The sequence below is a fragment of the Adlercreutzia murintestinalis genome, from assembly GCF_943192905.1.
Classification (GTDB): Bacteria; Actinomycetota; Coriobacteriia; order Coriobacteriales; family Eggerthellaceae; genus Adlercreutzia_A; species Adlercreutzia_A murintestinalis.
The window spans coordinates 1-25809 of record NZ_CALPCC010000009.1; the positions used below are offsets into that span (position 1 = coordinate 1).

The 25809-nt window shown below is 60.0% G+C and carries 21 protein-coding genes and 2 tRNA genes; 17 read left to right on the forward strand and 6 right to left on the reverse strand.

Annotation, left to right across the window (positions count from 1 at the left end; genetic code table 11):
* The first annotated feature begins 226 nt into the window (after positions 1-226).
* The 10 genes from NFR19_RS04005 to rplT all read left to right on the forward strand — a co-directional run bounded on the left by NFR19_RS04005 (position 227) and on the right by rplT (position 11671).
* Positions 227-832, forward strand: a complete 606-nt coding sequence (locus NFR19_RS04005; RefSeq protein ID WP_251212501.1) for a hypothetical protein — start codon at positions 227-229, stop codon at positions 830-832.
* A gap of 70 nt (positions 833-902) precedes the next feature.
* The gene (locus NFR19_RS04010) at positions 903-1988 is read left to right on the forward strand and encodes an isocitrate/isopropylmalate dehydrogenase family protein (RefSeq protein ID WP_251212502.1); all 1086 of its coding nucleotides are present in this window, start codon (positions 903-905) and stop codon (positions 1986-1988) included.
* Positions 1989-2259: 271 nt separating this feature from the next.
* Positions 2260-4920, forward strand: a complete 2661-nt coding sequence (gene acnA / locus NFR19_RS04015; protein ID WP_251212503.1) for an aconitate hydratase AcnA — start codon at positions 2260-2262, stop codon at positions 4918-4920.
* Between the two features lie 13 nt (positions 4921-4933).
* The gene (locus NFR19_RS04020; RefSeq protein WP_251212504.1) at positions 4934-6877 is read left to right on the forward strand and encodes a Tat pathway signal sequence; all 1944 of its coding nucleotides are present in this window, start codon (positions 4934-4936) and stop codon (positions 6875-6877) included.
* 122 nt (positions 6878-6999) lie between these two features.
* Entirely contained in the window at positions 7000-8400 is a 1401-nt protein-coding gene (gene murC, locus NFR19_RS04025) for a UDP-N-acetylmuramate--L-alanine ligase (RefSeq protein ID WP_251212505.1), read from the forward strand.
* A gap of 34 nt (positions 8401-8434) precedes the next feature.
* The gene (murB, locus tag NFR19_RS04030; RefSeq protein ID WP_285813450.1) at positions 8435-9328 is read left to right on the forward strand and encodes a UDP-N-acetylmuramate dehydrogenase; all 894 of its coding nucleotides are present in this window, start codon (positions 8435-8437) and stop codon (positions 9326-9328) included.
* Positions 9329-9431: 103 nt separating this feature from the next.
* A complete protein-coding gene (locus NFR19_RS04035; RefSeq protein WP_251212507.1) occupies positions 9432-10328 on the forward strand; it encodes a cell division protein FtsQ/DivIB in 897 nt (298 codons plus the stop codon).
* 204 nt (positions 10329-10532) lie between these two features.
* Positions 10533-11108 (forward strand): translation initiation factor IF-3, encoded by a 576-nt coding sequence (infC, locus tag NFR19_RS04040; RefSeq protein WP_251212508.1) that lies wholly within the window; start codon positions 10533-10535, stop codon positions 11106-11108.
* The gene (gene rpmI / locus NFR19_RS04045) at positions 11101-11298 is read left to right on the forward strand and encodes a 50S ribosomal protein L35 (RefSeq protein ID WP_251212509.1); all 198 of its coding nucleotides are present in this window, start codon (positions 11101-11103) and stop codon (positions 11296-11298) included. Before infC ends, rpmI begins: the two co-directional genes overlap by 8 nt.
* A gap of 13 nt (positions 11299-11311) precedes the next feature.
* On the forward strand, positions 11312-11671 hold the full coding sequence (gene rplT / locus NFR19_RS04050; protein WP_251212510.1) for a 50S ribosomal protein L20: 360 nt from the start codon (positions 11312-11314) through the stop codon (positions 11669-11671).
* 162 nt (positions 11672-11833) lie between these two features.
* Here the strand turns inward: rplT and NFR19_RS04055 are convergent, their stop codons facing one another.
* Both NFR19_RS04055 and NFR19_RS04060 read right to left on the reverse strand, forming a co-directional pair.
* Positions 11834-13381, reverse strand: coding sequence for a lysylphosphatidylglycerol synthase transmembrane domain-containing protein (locus tag NFR19_RS04055; protein WP_251212511.1), 1548 nt, complete (start codon positions 13379-13381; stop codon positions 11834-11836).
* 20 nt (positions 13382-13401) lie between these two features.
* A complete protein-coding gene (locus NFR19_RS04060; protein ID WP_349665505.1) occupies positions 13402-14460 on the reverse strand; it encodes a glycosyltransferase family 2 protein in 1059 nt (352 codons plus the stop codon).
* A 59-nt stretch (positions 14461-14519) separates the two neighbouring features.
* Between NFR19_RS04060 and NFR19_RS04065 the strand changes: the two genes are divergently transcribed.
* Both NFR19_RS04065 and NFR19_RS04070 read left to right on the forward strand, forming a co-directional pair.
* Positions 14520-15482, forward strand: a complete 963-nt coding sequence (locus NFR19_RS04065) for a glycosyltransferase family 2 protein (protein WP_251212513.1) — start codon at positions 14520-14522, stop codon at positions 15480-15482.
* Positions 15483-15686: 204 nt separating this feature from the next.
* Positions 15687-15774: transfer RNA gene (locus NFR19_RS04070), tRNA-Ser, on the forward strand.
* Between the two features lie 183 nt (positions 15775-15957).
* Here the strand turns inward: NFR19_RS04070 and NFR19_RS04075 are convergent.
* Positions 15958-16200, reverse strand: coding sequence for a hypothetical protein (locus tag NFR19_RS04075; protein ID WP_251212514.1), 243 nt, complete (start codon positions 16198-16200; stop codon positions 15958-15960).
* A 2-nt stretch (positions 16201-16202) separates the two neighbouring features.
* Positions 16203-17636: a citrate synthase gene (locus tag NFR19_RS04080; RefSeq protein WP_251212515.1), complete on the reverse strand. Its 1434-nt coding sequence runs from the start codon at positions 17634-17636 to the stop codon at positions 16203-16205.
* Positions 17637-17772: 136 nt separating this feature from the next.
* Here NFR19_RS04080 and NFR19_RS04085 point away from each other — a divergent pair.
* The 3 genes from NFR19_RS04085 (at position 17773) to NFR19_RS04095 (ending at position 20694) form a co-directional block, all read left to right on the forward strand.
* Positions 17773-17849: transfer RNA gene (locus NFR19_RS04085), tRNA-Arg, on the forward strand.
* 171 nt (positions 17850-18020) lie between these two features.
* Positions 18021-19388, forward strand: coding sequence for a magnesium transporter (locus NFR19_RS04090; protein ID WP_251212516.1), 1368 nt, complete (start codon positions 18021-18023; stop codon positions 19386-19388).
* On the forward strand, positions 19381-20694 hold the full coding sequence (locus tag NFR19_RS04095) for an NRAMP family divalent metal transporter (RefSeq protein ID WP_251212517.1): 1314 nt from the start codon (positions 19381-19383) through the stop codon (positions 20692-20694). Before NFR19_RS04090 ends, NFR19_RS04095 begins: the two co-directional genes overlap by 8 nt.
* Here the strand turns inward: NFR19_RS04095 and NFR19_RS04100 are convergent.
* Together NFR19_RS04100 and NFR19_RS04105 are read right to left on the reverse strand one after the other, a co-directional pair.
* Positions 20691-21176 carry an Rrf2 family transcriptional regulator gene (locus NFR19_RS04100; protein ID WP_251212518.1) on the reverse strand — a complete coding sequence of 162 codons (486 nt, stop codon included), beginning with the start codon at positions 21174-21176 and terminating at the stop codon, positions 20691-20693. The two genes, NFR19_RS04095 and NFR19_RS04100, sit on opposite strands and share 4 nt — an antisense overlap.
* A 225-nt stretch (positions 21177-21401) precedes the next feature.
* Positions 21402-23090, reverse strand: a complete 1689-nt coding sequence (locus NFR19_RS04105; RefSeq protein WP_251212519.1) for a Na+/H+ antiporter NhaC family protein — start codon at positions 23088-23090, stop codon at positions 21402-21404.
* A 174-nt stretch (positions 23091-23264) separates the two neighbouring features.
* Here NFR19_RS04105 and glmU point away from each other — a divergent pair, with 174 nt between their 5' ends.
* Together glmU and NFR19_RS04115 are read left to right on the forward strand one after the other, a co-directional pair.
* Positions 23265-24653: a bifunctional UDP-N-acetylglucosamine diphosphorylase/glucosamine-1-phosphate N-acetyltransferase GlmU gene (gene glmU / locus NFR19_RS04110; protein WP_251212520.1), complete on the forward strand. Its 1389-nt coding sequence runs from the start codon at positions 23265-23267 to the stop codon at positions 24651-24653.
* Positions 24654-24726: 73 nt separating this feature from the next.
* Complete coding sequence (locus NFR19_RS04115; protein WP_251212521.1) at positions 24727-25707, forward strand: ribose-phosphate diphosphokinase; 981 nt, start codon at positions 24727-24729, stop codon at positions 25705-25707.
* Positions 25708-25809: the final 102 nt, after the last annotated feature.

A 25809-nucleotide genomic window follows, 5' to 3' on the forward strand; every position in this document is an offset into this window, starting at 1 on the left:
TAAGCCCCGCATCGCCGATGGTACTGCGGCGTCAGGCCGCGGGAGAGCAGGACGTTCCGCTCGCGCAGGGTGCTTTTGCATTCCCGGAGAAGAGGGAATGTAGTACACTATCGTGCGATCGATTCTGATGCACTATTGAATTATCAAGCCGCTTGCGAGCGGCTTTTTTCATGCCTGATCGGGTATAATAAAAAGCTCAATCATTTTCAGTAGAGGAGTTGGAGCATTGAGCACGCGATCCGACGATATACGCGAACAAGCTGATAAAGCACTGCGCAATAAAAAGGAGCGCGAAGGGCTGGTGAAGGCGCTGGAGGGATCTTCGCGGCTCTCTCGGCAGCAGTCCGCTGCGGCGCTGGCATTGGTGATCAAGGAGAAGCCGGAGTTGGGTGCTCCGTATATCAGCAATATTATCGATGCTCTCAATCGGCCAGAGGCGCAAACGCGGTGGGAATGCCTTGATGCGTTGACCGAATTGGTTGCTCTTGACCCGCGCGGCTGCGAGAAGGCGGTCGTGGGGGCAGAGACGGCGCTCTTCGATGAGGACAGCGGTCCGCTTCGGCTTTCGGCCATGCGGTTCCTGTGCCGCTTTGGCGCCACCACCGAGAACCGTAGCGAAAAAGTCTGGGGCCTGATCGATGAGGGTATCCAGTGCTATCACGGTGACGTTGAGTTCCAAGATATGCTGGTGGCAGTGATCGACTTCTCTGCGGGCAAGCTTGCTCCTGGTGTCAAGGCAGAGCTGGCTGAGCGCATGTTGTTCGATGCCGAGAATGGCAAGGGAATGCTGAAAAAGCGCGCCATGCAGATCCAGGAGAATCTGAAGAAGTAGCGATGGAGGGCAGCTGAAACTGCCCTTTCGGTAGCGGAGCCCACAAAGGGGTTGCGCAGAGGGAGGTGTCATGCGGCATACGGTGACCCTGATACCGGGGGATGGCATAGGATTAGAGACGTCGGCTGCCATGCAGCGCGTAGTGGCAGCGAGCGGTGCGCAGATCGAGTGGGAGATGGCTCAGGCGGGTGCGGCGTGCATCGAGAGATATGGCTCTCCGCTGCCCGAGGAAACCATTGAGGCAGTGCGTCAGACGAAGGTGGCCATCAAGGGGCCGTGCACGACACCGGTGGGCACGGGCTTTCGTAGTGTGAACGTGGCATTGCGTAAGACGCTCGATCTGTACGTCAATTTGCGGCCCGTAATGAGCATTCCTGGCGCCGGTGGTCGTTATGACGACGTCGATCTGGTGATCGTTCGTGAGAACACCGAAGATTTGTATGCGGGTATTGAGTTTGAAGAAGGGTCTTCTGCTGCCCGCGAACTCATTCGCTTTATCGATGAACATGGGCAGGGCACCATTCGTCCTGATTCGGGCATTTCCATCAAGCCCATTTCAGTAACCGCAACACGCAATATCGTAGAGTTCGCGTTCGACTATGCGGCAAAACAAGGTCGTCATAAGGTAACCGCTGCGCACAAGGCCAACATCATGAAGCACTCTGACGGGTTGTTCTTACGCGTGGCGCGCGAGGTGGCGGCCGAGCATGCGGATATCGAGTTCGACGATAAGATCATCGATGCGTTCTGCATGAACATGGTGATGGATCCCTCGCAGTTCGATGTGATCGTGTTTCCGAATCTGTATGGAGATATAGCAAGCGATTTGGCGGCGGGGCTCGTGGGCGGCCTTGGTCTGGCACCGGGGGCGAACATCGGTCATGAATACGCCGTGTTCGAGGCGGTGCATGGGAGCGCACCCGATATCGCAGGCAAAGACTTAGCGAACCCGACAGCGCAGATACTGAGCGCTGCCATGATGCTGGATCACTTGGGCGAGCATGCATGCGCGGAGCGTATTCGTGCGGGCGTGCGGGCTGTGTATGCTGAGGGTACGCATCTGACAGGAGATATCCGTCGCGCGGATCGAACGACCGAGCCTGCCACGTGCACAGGCTTTACGCAGGAGTTGGTGCGCACGATAGAGCAGCTGTGAGAGCTCATACCGGAGCTATTCGAGAGAATACTCTTTTGGCGCAAGGCTGCCTCGAAAAGGCAGCAAGAGGCTTCTCGAGCGGGCCTTTATCCCAAAAGGCAGGAAAGAGGCGAAGCGAACGCGGCATGTGCAAGGAAGAGCGTCATGATTCACGTGTTCTTGTCCGTTCGATGCCTCGTTGTACCACATGAGGGCTGATTTCGAGAAAAAAAGGGAAAGCGATGCGGAACGTCCACGTGGGCATGAGTAAAGGGAAGAGGAGCAGCGGGCAATGGCGAAGAAGTACCAAGCAGAGTTGAAGGTAGGCGAGCAGCAGTATCGTTACTATCCCGTGAGTGCGATCGAAGGGGCGGATAAGCTGCCGTTCAGCTTGAAAGTGGTGCTGGAGAACGTGCTGCGTAACGCATGCAGCGACGAGGACGCTACGGCGATGGCGAATAGCATCGTGTGTGCGGGTGCAGCAGGCCAGGTGGGTGATGAGATCGAGTTCGGCCCGGCGCGCGTGCTCTTCCAGGATTTCACCGGCGTGCCCGTGTTCGTTGATCTGGCGGTGATGCGCGAGGCGTGCGCGGATCTGGGCGGTGATCCGAAGCGGATCAACCCGCAGATACCGTGCGATCTGGTCATCGACCATTCGGTGATAGCAGATGCAGCTGGGTGCGCTGGCTGCATGGACGAGAATACGAGGTTGGAGTTCGAGCGTAACGCAGAGCGCTACGAATTCCTCAAGTGGGCGCAGGCATCGTTTGAGAATGTGCGCATCGTGCCGCCCGGTCAGGGCATCTGCCACCAGCTCAACATCGAAGAATTCGCCAGCGTGGTGATGACCGACAGCGACGATGGAGAGACTCCTGCGGCTTACTTTGATACGCTCGTAGGCACCGACAGTCACACGCCCACGGCAAACGGTATCGGTGTGCTGGGCTGGGGCGTGGGTGGAATTGAGGCTGAGGCGGCTGCGTTGGGGCAGCCCATCACTACGCTGGTGCCGCAGGTGATCGGCGTGCATATGACCGGTGAGCTGACGCCAGGCGTGATGGCTATGGATGTGGCGCTCACGTTTGCACGTCTGCTGCGCGAGAAAGGCGTGGTGGGGCGCTTCGTGGAGTGCTTCGGCGCAGGCGTGAGCGCACTCTCAGCGCAGCAGCGTGCGTGCATCTCGAATATGACGCCCGAGTATGGCAGCACCTGCACGCTGTTCCCCGTTGATGAGCGCACGATCGATTTCTTGCGCATGACCGGGCGCAGCGATGAGCAGATAGCGCTCGTGCAGGCATATGCGCAGGCTCAGGGCTACTGGAATACGGCCGATGCTGCGGGACGTGCGTATGCGGAGGTCATTGAATTCGACCTGTCAGGCGTGCAGCCGTCCCTTGCGGGACCAAGCCGCCCGCACGACCGCATCAATCTGAAAGATGCCGGTGCGCGTTTCGCGGAGATCTGCGATGAGCGCGGATTGGACAACACGAAGACGGTTCCGGTGCAGATCGGTGGGCAGACCTACGAGCTGGGCAACGGCGCCATTGCCATTGCGGCGGTAACCAGTTGCACGACGGCCACCGATCCGGCCATGATGCTGCAAGCTGGCTTGCTGGCGCGCAATGCTGCAGCGCGCGGGCTCGCGCCTGCGCCATGGGTGAAGACGATCCTGGCGCCGGGAAGCCATGCGACCGAGTTGCTGCTCGAGCGCGCAGGCTTGCTTCCGGCCTTGCAGAAGCTGGGCTTTTATACGTGCGGGTTCGGATGTATGAGCTGCATCGGCAACAGCGGCCCCCTTCTTGATGCGCTGCATGACATTGCTGACGATATTGAACTGGCGAGCGTGCTTTCAGGCAACCGCAATTTTGAAGGCAGGATATCGCCCGATGTATCGCAGAATTATCTGACCACTCCCGCCCATGTGATCGCGTGGGCGCTGGCGGGCACCATGGATTTCGCGCCTGAGACCGATCTGTTGGGCATGGATGCGAACGGTCAACCGGTATATCTGCGTGATATCGAGCCCGATCAGGCCGAGCTCGATGCGCTCGTTGCCGCATACGTGAGTGCTGATCTTTACCGGTGCGGCGCCGAGGGGCTGTATGAGGGGGATGCGGCCTGGCAGGACTTGGCCGCTCAGCCCAGTGACACGTTCGCGTGGGATACAGAGTCTACCTACGTGCGTCGTCCTCCCTATTTCGACGGGATGACCAAGGACGCGCCCGGCGCGCTTCCGATCGAAGATGCGGTGGTATTGGCGCTGTTGGGCGACTTCATCACGACCGATCATATCTCGCCTGCTGGCGCTATCGCCTCCGATTCACCTGCGGCGGATCATCTGCGCGAGCAGGGTATCGCCGAAGCCGACTTCAACACCTATGGCAGTCGCCGTGGCAATCATGAGGTGATGATGCGCGGGACGTTCGCCAATGTGAAATTGACGAATCAGCTTGCCGAAGGACGGCGAGGCGGATGGACGCATGACCATCTCAGCGATGATGCATCCACGATCTTTGCGGCGTCACAGCACTATGAGCAAGAGCAGGTGCCTGCACTAGTGCTTGCGGGCAAAATGTATGGTAGCGGTTCTTCGCGCGACTGGGCGGCGAAGGGCCCGCTGTTGCTCGGCGTGCGCGCGGCTCTTGCGGAGAGCTTCGAGCGCATTCATCGGAGCAACCTGATCGGCATGGGCATCCTTCCGCTTCAGTTCCTAGAAGGTCAGAGCGTGCGATCGTTGGGTCTTGACGGCACTGAGCGGTATACCATCGAACAGCTCAGCTTCACTGACGGTGTGCCCGACGATCGTGTGGCGGTGGTGCGGGCGCAACGAGCCGACGGTACCACCGTTGAGTTCGAGGCGGTGGTGCGCATCGATACACCGACCGAGGGCAGATACTACGAGAATGGCGGAATCCTGCAATACGTACTGCGGGGTTTGGCGAATAGCGAATAGCTAGGAGAGATACATGGCTAAATCTGGATTGGATTCATTGCTTGAAGCGCTGCGGGCCAGCGGTATGGATACCGATGGCATGGGCGGCGGCGCTACTGCGGAAGGCGCGGGTTCGACGAGTGGTGGCGAACGGGCGCAGGGTAGCAGCAGCAGGAACGGTAGCGGCAAGGGCGAAACGCCGCATCTTGACCTTTCGTTCCTTGATAACATGAAAGGCCCTTCCAGCAAGAAGGGATGGATCATCCTCGCGGTCGTGGCAGTGCTGGTTCTCGCTGCGCTGTACTGGTGGTTCCATCCGCCCATCAGCATCAATTCGGTTGATCTTTGGATGCTGGTCGGTCTGGTATGCGTGTTGGGCATCGTAGTGCTTTTGGGGCGCAAGCGTGCCTACGAGAGCGGCGTTGGTAAGGCAGAGAAGAGCCCTTCGGGTGCCAAGCGGATGAAGATGTTGATGATCATCCCTGGCGCCATCATCGCGGTGGGGCTGTTGGGCGCGCTTTTCAGCAACGCCATCATACCGGGCAATGCGGAGAAGTACTCGAACGTGCTCAAGACGGACACGCTCGAGTTCGCTGAGGATATTCAAGAGGCGAACTATTCCGAGATACCGGTGATCGATCGCAATTCCGCCATCTTGCTGGGCAATCGTGAGATGGGAACGATCCCTGAGTACGTGAGCCAGTTCGAGGTATCCGATCTGTACAGTCAGATCAACTTCAAAGGCGAACCGGTGCGCGTGAGCCCCTTGGGCTATGCTGACCTCTTCAAGTGGTTCACGAATCGCGAGAGCGGCATTCCTGCATATTCGCTCGTGAATATGACCACGCAGGACTCCGAGATCGTTCGGTTGGGCGATAACCCCATCTACTACAGCCAAAGCGAGCCCTTGGCGCGCAATATCGATCGATACGTGCAGCTCAAGTACCCCTTCTACATCTTCGACGAGCTTTCTTTCGAGATCGATGAAGAGGGGCATGCGTGGTGGATCTGCCCGGTGCGCACCTACACGATCGGCCTGTTCGGCGGTTACACCATCAACCGGGTGGTGCTCTGCGATGCCACCACGGGCGAGTGCACCGACTTGACGGTGGAAGAGGTGCCGCAGTGGGTGGACCGGGTGTATCCGGCCGAGCTGCTGATCGAGCAGTATAACTGGTACGGTTCCTATCACAACGGCTGGCTGAACAGCTTCTTGGGCCAGGAAGGCGTGGTGCGCACTACGCCGGGCACCGATGGCGCGGTTGGGTATAACTACATCGCCAAAGATGATGACGTGTGGGTCTACACGGGCGTTACGAGCGCGACCGCTGATGACTCCATCATCGGTTTCGTGCTCGTGAACCAGCGCACCCAGGAAGCGCACTTCTACAGTGTAGCGGGAGCCACCGAGAGCTCGGCCATGCAGTCGGCTGAGGGACAGGTGCAAAACCTGCGCTATACCGCCACGTTCCCGCTGCTCATCAATGTGGCCAATCAGCCAACGTACTTCATGGCGCTCAAGGACGGCGCTGGACTGGTGAAGAAGTTCGCAATGGTAGATATTCAGCGCTACCAAAACGTTGCAGTGGGTGACACGGTCGCCGAGACGCAGACCGCCTACGAGGCGCTGTTGGCAACGAATGGGGTCGTGACCGATGCGGCTGACTTGACGGACGTTGACCAGGTGTCTGGTCGCATTACGAAGATGGCCCAGGCGGTCGTGGATGGCAATAGTCACTTCTACGTGACCATCGAGGGTCGCGATGAGCTGTTCGATTTTGGGTTGCCCGGATTGCTGGAGATCATCAAATATGATGTGGGCGACTCCATCACATTCACGTTCTTGAGCACGGAAGGCCAGGCCAACGTGTATTCCATCGTGGGACCCGATGGGGTGGTGACCGCAACGGGCGAGAATGATGCCGAGGGCGACGAGGTGGATGCCGAGGCTGTTGCTGACGCTGCGCAGCCGGTGTAGGCAAGACGGGCGGGCCATATGACCCGCCCGTACGATCCTGCGCGGAGACGTTCAGGGCACAACCTTGGTAAAATAGGGTTTTCAGAACATGGGAGAGACGCAACCGAAGGAGCCTGCTCGCAATGCCGCATACGATCTCTGATACTTTGCATTTCATCGGCATTGGCGGTGTGGGCATGAGCGGCATCGCCAGTGTTGCGGTGGCTCAAGGCATGCGCGTCAGCGGATCGGATATGAAGGAGAGCCGCTATACGAAGCGTCTTGCTGAAGAGGGCGTCCAGGTGCACATCGGGCAGGCCGCCAGTCATATCCCTGAGGGAGACCCGACCATCGTGGTGTCCACTGCCATTTTGGACAATAATCCTGAACTGCAAGAGGCGCATCGGCGCGGGCTGACCATCGTGCATCGCGCGCAGATGCTGGCTGCGCTCGGTCGCGACCTTACCACGCTGGCGGTTGCGGGCACGCATGGTAAAACGACCACGTCATCGATGCTGGCAAGCGTGCTTGACGCGATGGGCGAAGACCCGACGTTTCTGATCGGAGGTACGGTGCGCGCATACGGCACGAACGCGCATTCAGGAAACGGTGCCTACTATGTGGTCGAAGCGGACGAGTCGGACAAGTCGTTTCGGTACTTGTCCCCAGCAGCGGCGATCGTGACCAATATCGAGCCTGACCATTTGGACCACTATGCCGATCTGGACGAGATCTATTATCAGTTCAGCGAATTCATGCGCTCGATCCCAGAAGGGGCGCCCCTGGTAGTGTGCGGCGATGATCCCCATCTGGTCGAGACGGCGCGGCAGAGTGCGGCCAATGTGGTCACCTACGGGCTCTCGGCTGACTGTGATGCGCGCGTGCTCGAATGGGAAAGCGCTGGGGTGGGCTCGACGTTCGCGGTGCAGCTGCCCAGTGGCGCTGTTGTGCGATCGCGCATCAAGCAGAATCCTGGCGTGCATAACGTTCTTGATGGCACTGCGGTGATCGCGTTGATCGATGCGCTCGGTCTTGATGTGGACGCTGCTGCTCAGGCACTGGGTGAATTCGCGGGCGTGAAGCGCCGTTTCGACCTGGTAGGGAGCGCGGCTGGCGTCACGGTGGTGGACGACTACGCGCATCATCCCACCGAGATCGCCGCGACGGTACGGGCTGCGAAAGGACTCGATTTCGAGCGCGTGCACGTGCTCTTCCAGCCGCATCGCTATTCGCGCGCATCGTTGTTCACCGACGTGTTGGCAGATGAGTTCGGCGCTGCCTTCGACGAGGCCGATACGGTTACCTTCATGGACGTGTTCTCGGCAGGGGAAGCGCCGGTGCCCGGCATCACGGGAAAGACGTTCATGAATGTGGTGCTCGATCATGCAGGGCATCCGCCTCTCGAATACGTGCCGCGACGCATCAAGGTGGCTGAAGTGATGGCGCAGGCGGCAGCGTCAGGTGACCTGATCATAACGATGGGCGCAGGTGATGTGACCGAGATGGGTCCGCAGATATTGGCGCGCCTTGCGGAGCGGCAGTAATTTGGCTGCGCACGCCAAGACCATAGAAGGGCTCTTGACGGACCCGGCATTTCAGGGAGAAGTGCGTGCACACGAACCCATGGCAGCGCATACGACCTACCGCATCGGCGGACCGGCTCGCTGGTTCGTGCGCGCGGATTCCGTGTCAGCGCTGACGAGCGTGCTGGAAGCGTGTGTGCGGCAGCGCGTGAGTTGGGCTATCGTCGGGCGTGGTTCCAATCTGCTCGTTTCCGACGATGGGTTCGACGGCGTGGTGATGACCCTTGGTCGCGATTTTCGTAGCTTCCGCATCGATGCGGACGATCCAACGCGCATCATGGCAGGCGCAGGCGTGCTGCTCTCCGCCGTTGTTCAGGAATCCTTCAAGCGCTCACTAGCTGGTCTGGAGTTCGCAGTCGGTACCCCTGGCAATATAGGTGGCGCGCTGCGTATGAACGCAGGGTCGGCGCAAGAATACATTGGAAGTCGCGTCGCCAGCGTGACGACGTACGTGCCGGGAAGCGATCTGCAGCGCCGGGCGGCCACCGATGTGCAATGGGGATATCGGCAGACTTCGTTCGCGCCCGATGAGGTGATCTTGGAATGCGAGTTGGTGTTGGAGGAAGCCGACCCCTTCTTCATTCGGGGGAAGATGGAGGCGAATCTCAAACGTCGACGCGCTTCCCAGCCGCTCGATCTGCCGAGCTGCGGCAGTGTGTTTCGCAATCCGCCAGGCGAGTCGGCGGCGCGCCTGATTGACCAGGCAGGGCTTAAGGGACTGCGCGCAGGGGGCGCTGAGGTGAGCACCAAGCACGCCAATTTTATCGTGAATACAGGAGGTGCGACGGCAGCTGATGTGCGCCGCTTGATCGATGACGTCCGACAACGTGTGATGGATGCCTATGGCACGCAACTTACGACAGAAGTCCGGTTCCTCGGATTCAAATAGGCGTCTAGGCAGCCGCAGCACCCGGCGTCCCGCGCCGAGCAGCCGTGCGAGTTCGCGCAGTGTGGCCGCAAGTCGTTCGGCGCGCCTGAACCGGAGTGCGAGCGTGCCTGTGGGCAGAGTGCATGCAACCGGGGGGCGCAGCATCGCCGACATCAACAAGCAAGCTGATCGTGCCGAGCGTGACAAGCGCCGCGCCCAGTCCATGCAGCGGGCTGCGAAGGCAACCCGTCGACCGCTTCTCATCGTGGGCATCGTCATCGGTGCCATCATCGCGGTGCTGCTAGCGCTGTTCGTGGTTTCGCGCACCGATGCTTTTACGATCGAAGAGGTTACCTTCACGGGCGCCGACCACCTCACCTACGAAGAGGCCACCGCGCTTGTTTCCATTCCGGCGGGCACGACGCTGCTCAATGTGGATGCGGGCAGTATCGAGGCGAGCCTGATGCGTGACTCGTGGGTGCAAGGCGTAGAGGTGAAGCGCGTGTTCCCCTCTACGTTGGAAGTGGTGGTCACCGAGCGCGAAGTGGCAGCCATCGTCGAGATTCCGATGGGTACGAAGCAGACCATTCAGAACTGGGCTATCAGCCCCGAGGGCATTTGGATCATGGCTATACCCAACAAGGATTCGGAGGTAGGGCAAAAGATCAGTCCGCGCATCTACGAGGATGTGGAGAACGTGATCCATATCACGGGGGTAGAGGTGGGGCTGGTGCCTGAGATGGGCACCGAATGCACCGACGCGAATGTGAACAATGCGCTCAAGATCATCACGGGTCTGACCACCGAGCTGGCCGACCAGATCAAATCGGTGACCGCTGCTGACCCTGACTCAACGGTGGTCACCTTGAAGAACAACATCGAGATTTCGTTTGGGCGCGCCGATAACATCCGCGAGAAGGAGCGGGTGTGCCTGGACATCATGAAGAACAACCCAACGGTGGTGAAGATAAACGTGCGCGTCGTCGAGCGCCCCACCTGGAAGCTGGTCGGCAGTTCTTAGGCTTGCATCGCACCGGGGCATACCGTACAATAGCAAAGCTGTTTTCAAGCGAGGACACGTGTCCTCCACCTGTTTCGGCGCCATGTGTTGCTGATGGGTTGCATGAATAGACCAGGGTGATACGTCCCTTTCTTTGATTGTGGCCCGTTGTGCTGTGCATGCGCAACGGGTTTTGTTTTGCGCGCGAGACGCGCACGTAAGGAGGTGAGCGCGATAGCCGCTCAAGAGCCAAGGCTCAACGAACAGATCACTATCGACACCTGCCGTTTGGTCGACTTCGATGGCAACCAGATGGGCGTCTACCCCATCGAGCAAGCTCAGAGCATCGCGGATGCTGCTGGGCTGGATCTGGTGGAGATCGCCCCGAATGCGGATCCGCCGGTTTGCCGGGTGATGGATTACGGTAAATTCAAGTACGATCAAGCCATCAAAGCCAAGCAGGCGCGCAAGAACCAGTCCAAGATCGAGATCAAGGAGATGAAGTTCCGTCCCAAGATCGACATCGGCGACTACACCACCAAGAAGAAGCACGTGCTGCGCTTCTTGGACGCGGGCAATAAGGTGAAGATCACCATCATGTTCCGCGGACGCGAAATGGCACATCCCGAACAGGGGCTCTCTATTTTGGAGCGCTTGGCGGACGATCTGAAAGATGTGGCCGTTATCGAGAACCAACCCAAGATGGAAGGACGCAACATGCATATGCTGATCGCGCCGCTTCCGCAGACAGCGAAGAAGAAGAAAGAAGAGACAGAGAAGGGGGATGCCGACCATGCCTAAGATGAAGACGCATCGCGGCACAGCCAAACGCTTCCGCGTGACCGGCAGCGGTAAGATCATGCGCGCGAAGGCATACAAGAGCCACATCATGACCAAGAAGAGCCAGAAGCGCAAGCGCAATTTCCGTCACGAGACCGAAGTGTCCAAGGCCGACTACAAAGTGGTCGCGCGCGACTTGGGCCTTCGCTAGGAGGTAAGAGCACATGGCACGAGTGAAAAGAAGCGTCCACGCGCGCAAGAAGCGTCGCGAGATACTGAAGAAGGCACGTGGCTACTACGGTGCGAAATCGCGTTCGTATCGCGCTGCGAAGGAGCAGGTCCGCCACTCCATGCAGTACATGTATCGCGATCGCCGCAATAAGAAGCGCGATATCCGTCGTCTATGGATCACGCGCATCAATGCAGCTGCGCGTCTGAACGGCATGAGCTACAGCGTGTTCATGAATGGCGTGAAGAAAGCTGGCATTGAGCTCGATCGTAAGGTGCTCGCCGATATGGCTGTGAACGATCCGCAGGCGTTCTCTGCGGTTGTCGAGGCGGCCAAGAAGGCGGTCGCTGCGTAGGCCATTCCTACGTAGGCATTCCAAAAATGGCGCCCTCTCGAAGCGAAGGGGCGAAGAGAGAAGATGGTTCATGCGTTTGCGGGGGCCATCTTTTTTTGTGGACGGATGATTCGCGTTCTTATTCGCTTCGAGCGCTTCTCGGCTTCGAGCGTCTTTGAGTTTCTAACGCTTCTTGCTGTCGTGCTCGAGCTTCTGCGCACGCTGCTGCAGATCGTCGAGGGTGGCGGACATCTCTTCGATAGGGGTGTGGTTGATGTTGCGCGGGAGCTGCTCCATATCCTGCGCTGCCTCTGCGATATCGTCGGACGGCGCTTCCTTATCCTCTTCGCGCGCCTGTGCGGTCCAGAAGGGAGGACGATTGAAAGCGCGCCGCCAAATGAGCAATGCAACACCCAGCAGCAAGAGGGGCACTGCTACCATCCAAACACCGTTGTACAGCTCAAGTCCGGCGAGCACGCAGAGCATCATCAGGCTGACCGCCCACATCATGCGGCTGCGCCGGATCAGTCCGATGGCGCATACTACGAGCAGCACACCGCCTGATATCAGTCCCGGGCCGATCAAAACGTTACCCAGGTTGATGAACTGCGTGAGTATCTCGTAGGGCGCCAATGCTTGCGCGACGATGGCAAGGGCGATGTTCACAACGCCAAGCAGCAGCATCAGGGTGCCCAGGATCCAGGCCGTATCCTTCATCTTCTGATCGGGGCCAGCGCTCTTCTTCTGTTTGAAGAAGCCGCTTTGGCTGAGCATAAGGGCGCCGATGACGAAGGGGATCCACAGCATGATGCCGCGATAGACCAGCGCGATGGCCGCTGCGGTGGTGGCGCTGGATCCATTGGCGGTCAGGATGATAGCGATGGCTGCCTCGGTAACGCCGATGCCTTGAGGGGTAGGCGAGAGCATGATGGTGACGATAGCGAGCGCGAAGGCTGCGACCAGCGGTGCGATCTGGGTGTAGCCGAACGCGAAGCCGATGCAGATGAGGCAGGACATGTTGAGCACGGCGGACAGCGATGCCCACGCGATGGTGTAGACCACGCCCATGGGATTGTGCGCGAGCAAGCGCGACGAATCGATGAACTGATCGGCGGTGGAGGTGCCCCAGGCGGCGCGGAGGTGCTTCTTGAAGAAATGACCAGCCCAGTTGATGATGCGCTCGATGCGCGTGAGCAACCAGTAGAGCGCATCGGGCTTGTAGTAGCCCACTACGAAGCAGGCGGTTTGCCCGAACAGCACACCGGCAAGCGCGAGGAAGCCCACCAAGATGATGTAGTTCATGCTGTCCGAGATGATCATGACCGTGGTGCCGATGATAGCGATCACGAACACGGCGGCGAAAAACCCGATCTGGCTGAGCAGGCCGCCGCCGGTGGCGGTGCCGAGGCTGGCCCCTTTGCGATGCGCATCGTCGATGATGAAGGCCAGGCCGGTAGCACCGCTGAACAGGCAGAACGTGTTGATGAACACCAAGCTGAAGATGAGCACGACGTTGTGCCCGAACCCGGTTTTGAAGCCCACTGCTTCAAAGGCAGCGTCGTAGCTAGCCGCTTGCGTGAGGTGGCGCAGCACCATCAAGACGACCGCGATGATCAGCGGAATGACAGCGCCTGTGCCGATGATGTCGATGAAGTCGAAGACAAGATCAGCGTTGCCCATGAAGAAGGTAACTGCCAGAATGGCCACTAATATGAGCAGCGCCTTCTTCAAGAGAACAGTTGCCTTCCTGTCTAGTTGAAGTTGAACATCTTCCGACCGATATTGTACCCGGTTATGCCCGCACGCGCTCCGAGACGGGTGGGGATGTTCGATCCGATGACCAGCGGGTGGCGCTTCACGCGACGGAAGAGCTGCGGGCTATGGAAGTGGAGGTAATCCCACATATCGGCGAGCTTTTGGTCGTCTTCGGGCGTGTTGCGCATGCGCAGGAAGATAGCGCACACGCAGATCATGAGCGCCATATGATTGCTCATGTAGCGGAACAGCTTCGCATCGGGCGCATCGTCGGGCAGATGCACCGAATCGATCATCTTGCGGGTCACGCGAAGGTGTTGGTCAATGCGCTCGAGCATGATATCGACGCCAACGCTTTGGCCTTCGCGCCCGATGTAGTACCGATAGACGTCCAGATCGAAATAGCGGATGCTCTTCACGTGGGGCAGGGGAATGTACACGTAGAGGTTGTCCACGTAAAAGCAGTTCTCGGGCAGACGCAGCCCGATATCCTTCAGAAGCTGCGTGCGATAGATGACGGCATGCATGTGCAGGTACTGCACCATGTTGAACCGGCCTAGGTCGTGCCAGGTTATCTCGCGGTCGGTGGGGTAGGTGTTGCGGTGATCCATCACCGTGCGCGTATCCTCGTGTATCTTTTCGTAGACGTAGTTGGTGACCACCAGATCGGTGGGCGCGGTTCGCGTGCGCTGCTCGCGCAGGTAGTCCATGACGGGCGCCATGGCATCCTCGTTGAGCCAATCGTCGGAATCGACCACTTTGAAATACAGGCCATGTGCAGCATCGAGCCCTGCGTTGACGGCGCTTCCATGGCCACCGTTCGGCTTGTGGATGACCTGAACCGTTTCGGGCATCTCTGCGGCCCAGCCATCGGCGACGCGCGCGGTGTCGTCGGTGGAGCCGTCGTCCACGATGATCACCTCGATATCGTCGCCGCACAGTAACAGGGACGATATACACGTATTCATGTATTCCGCCGAATTGTAGCAGGGGACTATAAAAGATATCGTTTTCACAGTACTGATTCTACCATGGTCGCGGATCGCATGCGACACGCGCGCCTTACAATATAAAACGCGGCAGTTGCGCTCGGCCTAGGGTATAATCTGACACTATGACAGGTCAGGTGACAGAGCAGGCGCTACGTGGCGCAGGGGTTGCGGTGCTGATCCCGTGCTATAACGAGGCGCTCACCATCGGCAAGGTGGTCGATGATTTCCGCGCTGCGCTGCCCGAGGCTGATATTTACGTGTACGACAACAATTCCACCGACGATACGGCGGCCATTGCGGCTGAGCATGGGGCGCTGGTGCGCTTCGAGCCGCGGCAAGGTAAAGGCTATGTGGTGCGCCAGATGTTCCGTGAGATCGAGGCGGACTATTACGTGATGGTGGATGGTGACGACACCTACCCAGCCGATGCCGCCCCCGCGCTGATCGCGCCTCTGGTGTATGGTCGTGCCGATATGACAGTGGGCGACCGCCTTTCCAATGGTAGCTATGGCGAAGAGAACGATCGGGCCTTCCATGGCTTTGGCAACGATTTGGTTCGGTGGCTGATCAAGGTGATCTACGGGTATTCCTTCGATGACGTCATGACGGGCTATCGCGCGTTCAATCGGGTGTTCGTCAAGACCATGCCCGTGGTCAGCGAAGGGTTCCAGATCGAGACGGAACTATCCATCCATGCGGTGGACAAGCGCTGGCGCATTACCGATGTGCCCATCGATTATCGCGACCGGCCCGAGGGAAGTTACTCGAAGCTGTCCACGTTCGGCGATGGGGCGAAGGTGCTGGCTGCCATCGCAAGCCTCTTCAAGGACTACAAGCCCATGGCGTTTTTCGGGTGGCTGGCTGCCCTCTTCTTCATTTTGGGTTTGATCGCGGGCATTCCGGTGATAGCCGAGTTCACCATGACGCATCTGGTCGAGCGGTTCCCCACGGCTATTCTTGCTATGGGGCTCGTTACGCTGGGGGCGTTGTCGTTCACGGCGGGACTCATTCTTGATACGGTGGCGAAGAACAACCGCAAGCAGTGGGAACTGACGGTGTATGAGGTCTACGACCAGCAACGTTGATGCTGGTGTGGGCGCATGTGGCATTGCCGCATGCGAGGAGCAGCGGCGGGATACAAGATTGTCGGTGTTGCCCTAGCCGGAAGCACCCGCAGACATGATCCCGCCGTGGTTTTAATGATAATCGTTAGATAAACCAATACGTAAACGTCCGTTTACAAGTGCCCATATCCGTTACTGTTATGTTATCCTGAGCACGTCTTATGCGGAGGCGTGGCCGAGCGGTTGAAGGCAGCAGTCTTGAAAACTGCCGTGCCGAAAGGTACCCGGGGTTCGAATCCCTGCGCCTCCGCCATCTCGTACCGAACGAACCATCGCCGAATCGTCGTGTCCAGAGCGCCAGCTTGAGGCGGTTGCGATCGGCGGCATTCGGGTGATGCTGCAGCGGTATTCAAGTGATGCGGCGGTGACGCTCGGACGGTCGGCAGCGCTCAGGCCATGCGAGTGCACGCGTGCTGGGCGCACCGGGGCAGATGGCTCAGCTGATATCGTCGGGGTCGAAGGGGATCCCATCGCGGTCGCAGCGCATTTGATGGCGGCGCAGCATGCACACGCTGGCGATGCCGCCGGCCGGGTTCAGATGATTGCTCTTATACCCGCAGTTTCCGTATCCGCTGCAACTGCGGCATTTGATGTCGTTCAGCTCGAACCCATCCAGCACATCAGCGGTGAGAGTGCGCAAGCCGCCTCGTGCTGCAGGTCGTTTCGGTGCGTCAGCCATGGTTACTTCCTCTCGTCGATGCATTGATAGATGCGCGGTGCTGCGCGCAAGCTGTTATAGGCGGGCCTGATGATGCGCTTTCCGCTGACGATCTCCTCGAAGCGATGCGCTGCCCAGCCCGCCATGCGCCCGCATGCGAACAGGGGTGTGTAGAGGTCCTCGGGAATGCCCATCATGGAATAGACGAAGCCCGAGTACATATCCACATTCGCGCAGAGCGTCTTCGAGATGCCGCGGCCCTCTGCCACCACCTGGGGCGCTATGCGCTCGATGGTTCGTAGGAGATCGAATTCGGCTTCAAATTCGGTTCCCTTCGCCAGGCGCTCCGCAAACCCCTTCAAGATGTTCGCACGTGGGTCTGACAAGGTATAGACCGCATGTCCCATGCCATACACCAAGCCGGTGCGATCGTAGGCCTCCTTCGCCACGATGCGTCGCAGGTAGTCGGCAACTTGACCTTCGTCCGACCAATCGGACACCTGGCGCTTGATCTCGTCTTGCATGGCGCGCACCTTGTGGTTCGCCCCGCCATGGCGATATCCCTTGAGCGCGCCGATGGCTGCTGCGTAGGCGCTGTAGGGATCGGTGTCGGCGCTGGTGAGCACGCGCGTGGCGAACGTGGAGTTGTTGCCGCCGCCGTGTTCGGCATGGATGCAGAGCATTATGTCGAGCATGCGGGCCTCGTCAGGCGTGAACGCGCGGTCGGGACGCAGCATGCTCAAGATGGTCTCGGCGGTGGACTGGCCTTCCACGAAGCGGTGCATGATCATGGATTCGTGGTTGAAACGCGCGCGCTTGCTGTAATACGACAGCACCATGATGCGCGGCAGGCGGCTCAGCAGCGAGAGCGCGGTGTGGATCTCGTGCTTGGCGGTGCGCTCTTCGGCGTGGTCGTCGTAGGCGTACAGCTTCAAGATGCTCTGAGCCAGCACGTTCATGATGTTGTGCGAGGCGGCGTTCATGAGCGTGCTGGCAGTGAAGCCATCAGGCAGTTCGCGCTGCGTGTCGATGACGCCGATGAACTCATCAAGGGCGTGCTGGGTGGGCAGATCTCCCATGAGCAGCAGATAGCAGAGTTCCTCGAACGCGAATCGGCGCTCGGCGCCTGCGGTGCCCAGAAGATCTGACAACTCGTAGCCGCGCAGCCGCAGCGAGCCTTCGGCTGGCACTTTGACGCCGTCGATCACGTTGTAGCCGATGACCTGCGATATGTTGGTGATGCCTGCCACCACGCCGGTGCCATCCGCATTGCGCAGCCCCCGCTTCACGTCGGTGCCCTCATAGGCGGCAGCCGGAATGCGGTTCACGTCATCGAAGGTGTGGTAGAGCCCGACGCGGCGCGCCTCGTCGGGGCTGATCTGAATGGTATCGGCTTCGCCGACCTGCACGCGGCCGTCGTCATCGGCGACTAGCGTCTCGTCAATTTCGATGGGCATGGCTCTCCTTTGAAGTGTTTGGCTCTATTCTACTATGCTAGGCATTGTTCGCGCGCGGCTGGCTGGCGCGCTTTCGCACAAAAAAGGTGTTGACAGCAACGCGATCCTCGGGGAAAATAACTGTTGCTGAAATCGTGCGCCATTACCTCAGCTGGATAGAGGAGCTGACTACGAATCAGACCGTCGGGGGTTCGAATCCCTCATGGCGCACCACTTTTTAGCCTTGGCCGCAACGACTGATCATCAGCACGTGCGGTTTTTTGTTGTCTGCCGAAAGGATTCGCTTGAAGGTTCGAAAACACAAGCCCCACAGGAAGTGACCTTCGGCTGCACGGTGCACGCGCCCGCGGTTGTAAGGATCGGCGTGGGCGGTTAGGGGTAACCGTGCTCTACCTATCTCAAATGCTGGGAAAGCCCGTGGTGGATTCCAGTGGCGAGAGGATCGGCGTCGTGTCCGATCTTGCCATCTCCACAGGGGAAATGTTCCCGCGCATCACCAGCCTCGCCTTTAAGGGACCGGGCAATGTGCCGTTCATGATCAGCTGGCGCAAGTACGTTGACGCTTTCGACGATGATGACGGCATCACGCTTTCCGTCGAAGCGCCCGATATTCGTTTCAGCTATTTGCAACCCACCGAAGTGCTCTTGGCGCGCGATCTGATGAATCGTCAGATCGTGGACACGCAGGGCATGAAGGTGGTGCGCGTGAACGACCTGAAGCTGTCGCCGTCGGGTACGCAGTTGCGCCTGCTAGGTGCCGAAGTGGGCGCGCGCGGCATCTTGCGCGGACTTCATCCGCTGCTCGAGCGTGCGGCGGTGGCGGTAAGCCGCGCGTTCGGGCATCGCATGGACGAGCAGATCATCGCGTGGAACTACATGGACCTGCTCGATCGCGACCTCTCGGAAGTGCAGCTCTCGGTGACGCATCGTCGTTTGGACGAGCTGCACCCGGCTGACGTGGCTGACATTCTCGAGCAGCTGGACCCCCAGCAGCGCGCTGCCGTGTTCGAGCATCTGGACGAATCGTCGCGCACCGAAGCGGTTTCCGAGATGGAAGATGAGGTGCAGGCGGAGTTCTTGGATGACTTGGATGATGCGACCGCTGCCCGCTTGATCGGAGATATGGATCCAGATGATGCGGCTGATATCGTGCGCGACCTGTCATACGAGAAAGCCGAGACGCTGCTGCGTCTGATGGGTATGGACGATGCCGCTGAGATCCGACGACTGCTTGGCTTTAAGGACGGCACCGCGGGTGGCATGATGACCACGCAGTTCGTCTCGGTGGAGGGCGATACGTCCGTGCACGATGCCATCGCGGTGCTGCGCGAGCTGCCCGAAGACTTCCCGACCGTGCATTACGTGTACGTGACCGATAGTTATGGCAAGCTGGTGGGGTTGCTGTCCATGCGCACGCTGGTGCTCTCATCTGACGACGCGCTTCTTGCCGATATCATGTTCACCGATGTGATCAGCGTGCCGCCCGATGAGGAAGAAGACGACGTGGTGGCCGATATCTTCAAATACGATATTCCTGCCATGCCGGTGGTGGACGAGCGCGGCGCGATGCTCGGCATCGTCACCACCGAAGATGCGTGGGACGTCATCGAAGAGGATCGCAGCACCGACAAGCGCCAGAAGAACGCGCTGCGCATTGTGGGTATCGTGTTGGGAGAAGTGCTCATTTTGATCTTCTACACAGTGGTGCTCTTGCAGATATTGGCTTCGATCGGCATCGTGAACGGTGTTTAAGGCACGGCGCAACATATCAGAGGTACCCGATTCTGCGCAGACACCGGCTGCAACACCGGCTGCAGCGTCGACCGCGCCAGCGCAGCGCAACAAACTGCTCTTGGTGCTCGTCGCCATGGGGCCTGGCATCATCACGGCCATGGCTGGCAACGACGCAGGCGGCATCTCCACGTACTCCACTGCCGGGGCGCAGTTCGGATTCGCGACGCTGTGGGTGATTCCCATCATGTGCATCATGCTGGTGTTGGTGGAGATCACGGCGTCGAAGATGGGCGCGGTGACCGGCAAAGGGTTCGCGGCGCTGATCCGCGAGCGCTTCGGAATTCGCCTGACCACGCTGGCTATGGTGGCGCTGCTGGTGGGAAACGTGGCCACTACGTTCAGCGAGTTCGCAGGCATCGCTTCGGGTATGGAGATGTTCGGCGTGTCGAAGTACATCAGCGTGCCGGTGGCGGCTGCTGCGGTGTGGCTTTTGATCGCGGGCGGTTCGTACAAGCGCGTGCAAAACGTGTTTCTGGTGCTCTCGCTCGTGTTCGTGACCTACATCGTGGCCGCGGTGATGGCGGCGCCGAATTGGGAAACGGCGTTGCTCGCAACAGTGAAGCCCACGCTCGATGCGCAACCGGCTTTCATTTCGCTCGTCATCGCGATGGTGGGCACTACCATCGCTCCGTGGATGATGTTCTTCACCCAGAGCAATGTGGTTGAAAAGGGCCTTGATACCGACGACCTCTTCGGCCAGAAGGTTGATGCGATGTCGGGCTCGATCGCTGCATGTCTCATTGCATGGTTCATCATCGTGACCACGGGTGCGGTGCTGTTTCCGGCGGGCATTCAGATCGATTCGGCGGCTGATGCAGCCCGCGCGCTCGAGCCGTTCGCGGGACACTACGCCCGCGCGCTGTTCGCGGTCGGGTTGGTGGCGGCGAGCTTCTTGGCGGCGTGCGTGCTTCCGCTGACCACGGCGTTCGTGATCTGCGAGGCATTCGGCTGGGAGGCGGGGGTGGATCGCACCTGGCGCGAGGCGCCCACGTTCAAGGGCATCTTCACCGGCGTTCTCATCTTCGCATCCGCGGTGGTGCTGATCCCTGACGTTGATCTGATGGGCATGATGCTGACCGCACAGTTCGTGAATGGCATCATCTTGCCGGTGCTTCTGGCGTTCATGGCGCTGATCGCATCGGACAAGCGCATCATGGGGGCGCTGCGGGCCGGGCGCATCGCGCGGTTTTTGCTGTGGGCTACGGTAGGAGTGGTGGCGGTTCTGACCCTTGCGCTGTTCGTGATGCAGCTGGCGGGGTTTTAAGCCGAGGTGCGCGCGGGGTGGATCAGCTGCTGGCTGGCCGCATTCAAGCACTCAGCAAGGTAGTGTCCGGCGTTCACGGAGTCACGTGCGCACTTCATGAGCATATCGAGCGTGATGCTGCCGAGGTAGGCATCGTAGCTGGAGAGCACCATATCCATGACGTGGAAGAGATTGCTCAGCGCAGGGGCGTTCTCTGGAGTGTCGCGCCGGGTGCGCGCGGCGCTGTTCTCATCGCCGTTGATGGCATTGAGGACCTCGAGCAACGTGATCTCGGCGGGTGGCTTAGCGATGATGTATCCACCGTTTTTGCCCGAACGCGATTCGATCAGTCCGGCTTGCCGCTCCTGTTGGGCAAGCTGGATCAGATAATCGCGCGGGATGCCAGCTTTTTCGGAGATCTCCTTCGATGAGCATACGCAACCGCGCTCTGCCAGATAGAGCAGAGTTCTGAGTCCGTAATCTGTGGAAGCTCGTAAAAGCATGTGCTCCTTATAAGATCGTATCGGGCGTACATGCGCGAGAGTTGCTCTTTGTAGCTTACGGGTCTTTGCTGGTGGAGACGGGGAAGGGCGGAGCATGCGTTGACAACCTGTAATCAGGCCAGGCGAGGAATCAGCTCGCATCGCGCATGGAGGCTGTCGGTGAATGAGAAAGCCCGCATCGCTGCGGGCTTTCGAGTGGCTGATGTGATCGGAGACGCAAGTGCGTCATTCGGCGTGCGCCTTGCCTTCGCGGGCGCGTCGCAGACTGAAGAAGTGGAGCGCGAGGACCACTGCCACCAGAAGCACCAGCCCGATGCCCAGCGCGATCCAAGGGTTGCGCACGAATCCGGCGATGATGTAGCACACGAGGCACACCACCATAACCGTGGTTGCATAGGGGATCTGCGTGGCAACATGGCGCAGATGGTTGCACTTCGCGCCAGCCGAGGACAGGATCGTGGTATCTGAGATGGGAGAGATGTGGTCGCCATAGACCGCGCCTGCCAGCGTTGCGCCTACGGCCACGAGGAAGAGCGGGTCGCTGGCATCGAACACACCGATGACGATGGGAAGGATGAGCGCGACGGTGCCCCAGCTGGTGCCCATGGCGAATCCGATGAAGGCGGCCACCACGAAGATGATGGCAGGCAGAAGGTCGAGCCCTACGCCCAAATTGTTCAGGAAGCCCGACACGAACTCGCCGGTGCCGAGCAGATAGCGGCACACGCCGCCGAGCGACCAGGCCAGCACCAAGATCATGATGGCACCCACCATGGAACGCACCCCCTCGCTCATGGCGTCCATGAAGCCGCCGATGGTGGTCAGCTTGCGCGGCAGGTACATGATGGCCGCGCACACCAGCCCTACGCATGCGCCGATGCACAGGCCCATGACCGGGTTCTCGCCCACGGCCGTGGCGAAGTCGACGCCCTCGAAGAAGCCGCCCATGTATAGCATTCCCAAGATGGAGAAGATGATCAGCACGATGATGGGAACCACCAGGTCGGCCACCTTGCCCTTCTCGGAGATGTTGAGGCCTTTGTACTCGTCGATGGCGCTCACGCTTGCCTCTTCGATGTCGGCACGCTCGGTGACCTTCGGTGGCAGGACGCTGGCATCGGCAGGCAGATTGCCGCCCACCGCTTTCAGCACGCCGTGCTCGGCCTTCGTCTCTTCTGCTTCCAGTTCCTCTTCGATGAGCGCATCTTCGGCGGGCACCTTGTTGTGGCGCGCGGCTGCCTCGGCGGCGCGCATGCTGCTGTAATCGGCGCCGAGGATCAGCATGAAGAACACGAAGAAGATGGTGAGCAGCGCGTAGAAGTTGTACGGGATGGAGGCGACGAAGGTGTTGAAGCCGTCCTCACCCAAATAACCGCCCACGGCAACTGCCCAGCTGCTGACCGGCGCGATGATGCACACGGGAGCAGCGGTGGAGTCGATGATCCATGCCAGCTTCTCGTGGCTGACGTGGAAGCGGTCGGTGATGGGGCGCATGACCGCGCCGACCGTCAGGCAGTTGAAGTAGTCGTCAACGAAGATGATGATGCCGAGGATGGCGGTCAGGATGGTGGCCATCTTGGCATTCTTGATGTGCGTGGACACCCATTCGGCATAGGCGCGGGAGCCGCCTGACACGGCGATGACCACCGTGAGCGCTCCCAATAAGGCAAGGAAGAGCAACAGTGCTCCGTTGCCAGCGATCTGTTCGGCCATCATCTGCGGCACCATGGTGAATGATGCGATGAGCTGTTCTGCGCCTGCGCCGTTCAGAGTGAATTGGTAGATGACCATGCCGACGAACACGCCGATGGTCAGCGACGAATACACTTCCTTCGTGATCAGCGCCAGCGCGAGCGCAAGAAGTGGTGGGATCACAGACCAGAAACCGGTTGCGATCAGGTCGAAGCCTTCCATGTCCCCTCCAAGGGTCGGCCGCGCGCCGCGCGGCTGTCTTGTCCTGCGGATGCGGTATCCGCGGAGGCGCCGCGCCCTTTGCGCGGTTGCCCGTCAGTGTATCAAAATCACCCCGCGTTGGATGCAGATTGCTATACTCATGGGAGGTTCGGACTGACGAATGGAGGCACGATCATGTCAACAGCGGCGATAGTGCTTTGTGCAGGCGCTGGCACGCGCATGAAGTCGGAGAAACCGAAGGTGGCGCATGAGGTGCTGGGGCGCCCGCTCGCGCAATGGGTGGTTGCCGCGGCGCGCGCAGCGGGTGCTGATCCGGTAGTGAGCGTGGTAGGGCATGGTGCTGAGCAGGTGCGTCCGCTGGTGGCGGATACGGTGGTGGTCGAGCAGCCCGAGCAGCGCGGCACGGCTGATGCGGTGCGCTGTGCGCGGGAGGCTCTTGCGGGATTCGACGGTTCGGTATTGGTGCTGACGGGCGATAGCCCGCTGATCACCGGCAAGACACTGCGGATGCTGGCGGATGCGCGGGTGCGCGAAGGCGCGGCTTGTGCGGTGCTGACCATGCAGATGGCCGATCCGTTCGGATACGGGCGCATCGTGCGTGGCGCGGATGCAGGTGCGGGCGCGAGCGGCTTGGGCGAGGTGCATCGCATCGTGGAGCAAAAGGATGCGACAGCAGAGGAGGCCGCTATCTGCGAGTGCAACTCTGGCTTCTACTGCTTCGATGCTGCGGGGCTTTTCGACGCTCTTGAGCAGGTAGGGTGCGAGAACGCGGCCGGTGAGTACTATTTGACTGATGTGCTGGAGATCCTGCGTAAGGCGGGCGAGCGCGTGATCGCGGTGCAGGCAAGCGACGCGCAGGAATGCGCGGGCGTCAATTCACGTGTGCAGCTGGCAGAAGCGACGCGAGTCATGCAGCAGCGCATCAATCGCGCGCATATGGAGGCGGGCGTTACCATGATGGCGCCCGAAATGGTGTGGATCGGGCCCGATGTGATCATTGAGCCGGATGTTGAGTTGTTGCCCATGACCTTCTTGGAAGGGAATACGCGTGTGGCGCGCAACACCGTGATAGGTCCGAACAGTCGCCTGACCGATACGCAGGTGGGCGCAGGGTGTACGGTGGACGAGACGGTGGCCGTAGAGGCGCGCATCGATGATGGCGCTACGTGCGGGCCGCGCGCGTATCTGCGTCCAGGCGCGCATCTGATGGAGGGGGCGAAGGCTGGCACGCACGTGGAGATCAAGAAGTCTACGATCGGGCCGGGAAGCAAGGTGCCGCACCTGTCCTATATCGGTGATACGACCATGGGGGCTGGCGTGAACATCGGCGCGGGGAGCATCACGTGCAACTACGACGGCGTGTCGAAGCATGCCACCGTAATCGGCGACGATGTGTTCGTGGGCAGCGACACCATGATGGTGGCGCCTGTTGAGATCGGCTCAGGGGCTGTGGTGGGCGCTGGCAGCGTGATCACGAAGGATGTGCCAGCCGATAGTCTCGCGGTGGCCCGCGCGCGCGAGCGCGTGATCGACGATTGGGCCAAGAAGCACGCCAAGCACTGATTCGCGTGCGTGCGCAGGGTGTCACGCGCTACAATGGTCGCAGAGGATCCCAAGAGTGGTGAGGAGCGCCCTTATGACGGAAATGAAGAAGTCCATGGCCGTGTTCTCCGGTTCCATTGCGCCGGAGCTGGCGGAGAAGATAGCCGATCATCTGGGTGTGAGCCTTGGCAACGTGAAGCTGGAGAAGTTCGCGAACGGCGAGATCTATGCGCGCTACCTGGAGAGCGTGCGCGGCGCGGACGTGTTCCTCATTCAGAGCGTAGCGGGCGCCGGAGACGCGGATGTGAACGACGCGCTGATGGAGCTGCTGATTATGGCGGATGCTGCCAAGCGTGCGAGCGCTCGTACCATCACCGCGGTCATCACGCACTACGGCTATGCACGGCAAGACCGCAAGGCGGCGGCGCGCGAGCCGATCACCGCTAAGCTAGTGGCGAATCTGATCACCACGTCCGGCATCACGCGGGTGATGACCATCGACCTGCACCAAGGGCAGATACAGGGATTTTTCGACATGCCAGTGGACCATCTGACGGCGCTGCCCATTCTGGCCGATTACTTCCGCGCGAAGGGCTTCGCGGCGGGCGAGGTGTGCGTGGTGAGTCCTGATGTGGGGCGCGCTAAGGCGGCCAAGAAGCTTTCGGATATGCTGGAGGCCGACCTGGCCATCATGCACAAGGGGCGGCCCGGGCACAACAAGGCCGAGATCACAGCGCTGATCGGCGACGTCGAGGGCAAGGTTTGCATCATCAATGACGATATGATCGATACCGGTGGCACCATTGCGGCGGCGGCGGACACGCTGCGCGCGAAGGGCGCCAAGGAGGTGTACATCTGCTGCACGCATCCCGTGTTCAGCGGGCCAGCCTACGAGCGTCTGGAAAACGCTAGCGTGGAAGAGGTCGTGGTGTGCGATACGATCCCGGTGCCGCTGGAGCGCCAGAGCGGGAAGATCAAGACGGTGAGCGTGGCGCCGCTGTTCGCGCGGGCCATCTCGAACGTGTACGACAACGGGTCGGTGAGCGATCTGTTCGATCCGGACTTCGCGCTGTAAGTTCCGTGCGCCTGACGGCGCCCGGAATTGCTCGACGCTGCGAAGCTTCACCTGCATTCCTATTTGCATTTCAAGGCTTTCCCTCACGGCGCGAAGGCCGCT

What these genes read in the sequence shown, in the direction of transcription:
- NFR19_RS04105 (WP_251212519.1), bottom strand. Translation starts at nt 23,090, where the DNA reads ATGGAAGGCTTCGACCTGATCGCAACCGGTTTCTGGTCTGTGATCCCA.
- rpmI (WP_251212509.1), top strand. Translation starts at nt 11,101, where the DNA reads ATGCCTAAGATGAAGACGCATCGCGGCACAGCCAAACGCTTCCGCGTG.
- murC (WP_251212505.1), top strand. Translation starts at nt 7,000, where the DNA reads ATGCCGCATACGATCTCTGATACTTTGCATTTCATCGGCATTGGCGGT.
- rplT (WP_251212510.1), top strand. Translation starts at nt 11,312, where the DNA reads ATGGCACGAGTGAAAAGAAGCGTCCACGCGCGCAAGAAGCGTCGCGAG.
- NFR19_RS04065 (WP_251212513.1), top strand. Translation starts at nt 14,520, where the DNA reads ATGACAGGTCAGGTGACAGAGCAGGCGCTACGTGGCGCAGGGGTTGCG.
- NFR19_RS04115 (WP_251212521.1), top strand. Translation starts at nt 24,727, where the DNA reads ATGACGGAAATGAAGAAGTCCATGGCCGTGTTCTCCGGTTCCATTGCG.
- NFR19_RS04080 (WP_251212515.1), bottom strand. Translation starts at nt 17,636, where the DNA reads ATGCCCATCGAAATTGACGAGACGCTAGTCGCCGATGACGACGGCCGC.
- NFR19_RS04010 (WP_251212502.1), top strand. Translation starts at nt 903, where the DNA reads ATGCGGCATACGGTGACCCTGATACCGGGGGATGGCATAGGATTAGAG.
- NFR19_RS04075 (WP_251212514.1), bottom strand. Translation starts at nt 16,200, where the DNA reads ATGGCTGACGCACCGAAACGACCTGCAGCACGAGGCGGCTTGCGCACT.
- acnA (WP_251212503.1), top strand. Translation starts at nt 2,260, where the DNA reads ATGGCGAAGAAGTACCAAGCAGAGTTGAAGGTAGGCGAGCAGCAGTAT.
- glmU (WP_251212520.1), top strand. Translation starts at nt 23,265, where the DNA reads ATGTCAACAGCGGCGATAGTGCTTTGTGCAGGCGCTGGCACGCGCATG.
- NFR19_RS04020 (WP_251212504.1), top strand. Translation starts at nt 4,934, where the DNA reads ATGGCTAAATCTGGATTGGATTCATTGCTTGAAGCGCTGCGGGCCAGC.
- NFR19_RS04100 (WP_251212518.1), bottom strand. Translation starts at nt 21,176, where the DNA reads ATGCTTTTACGAGCTTCCACAGATTACGGACTCAGAACTCTGCTCTAT.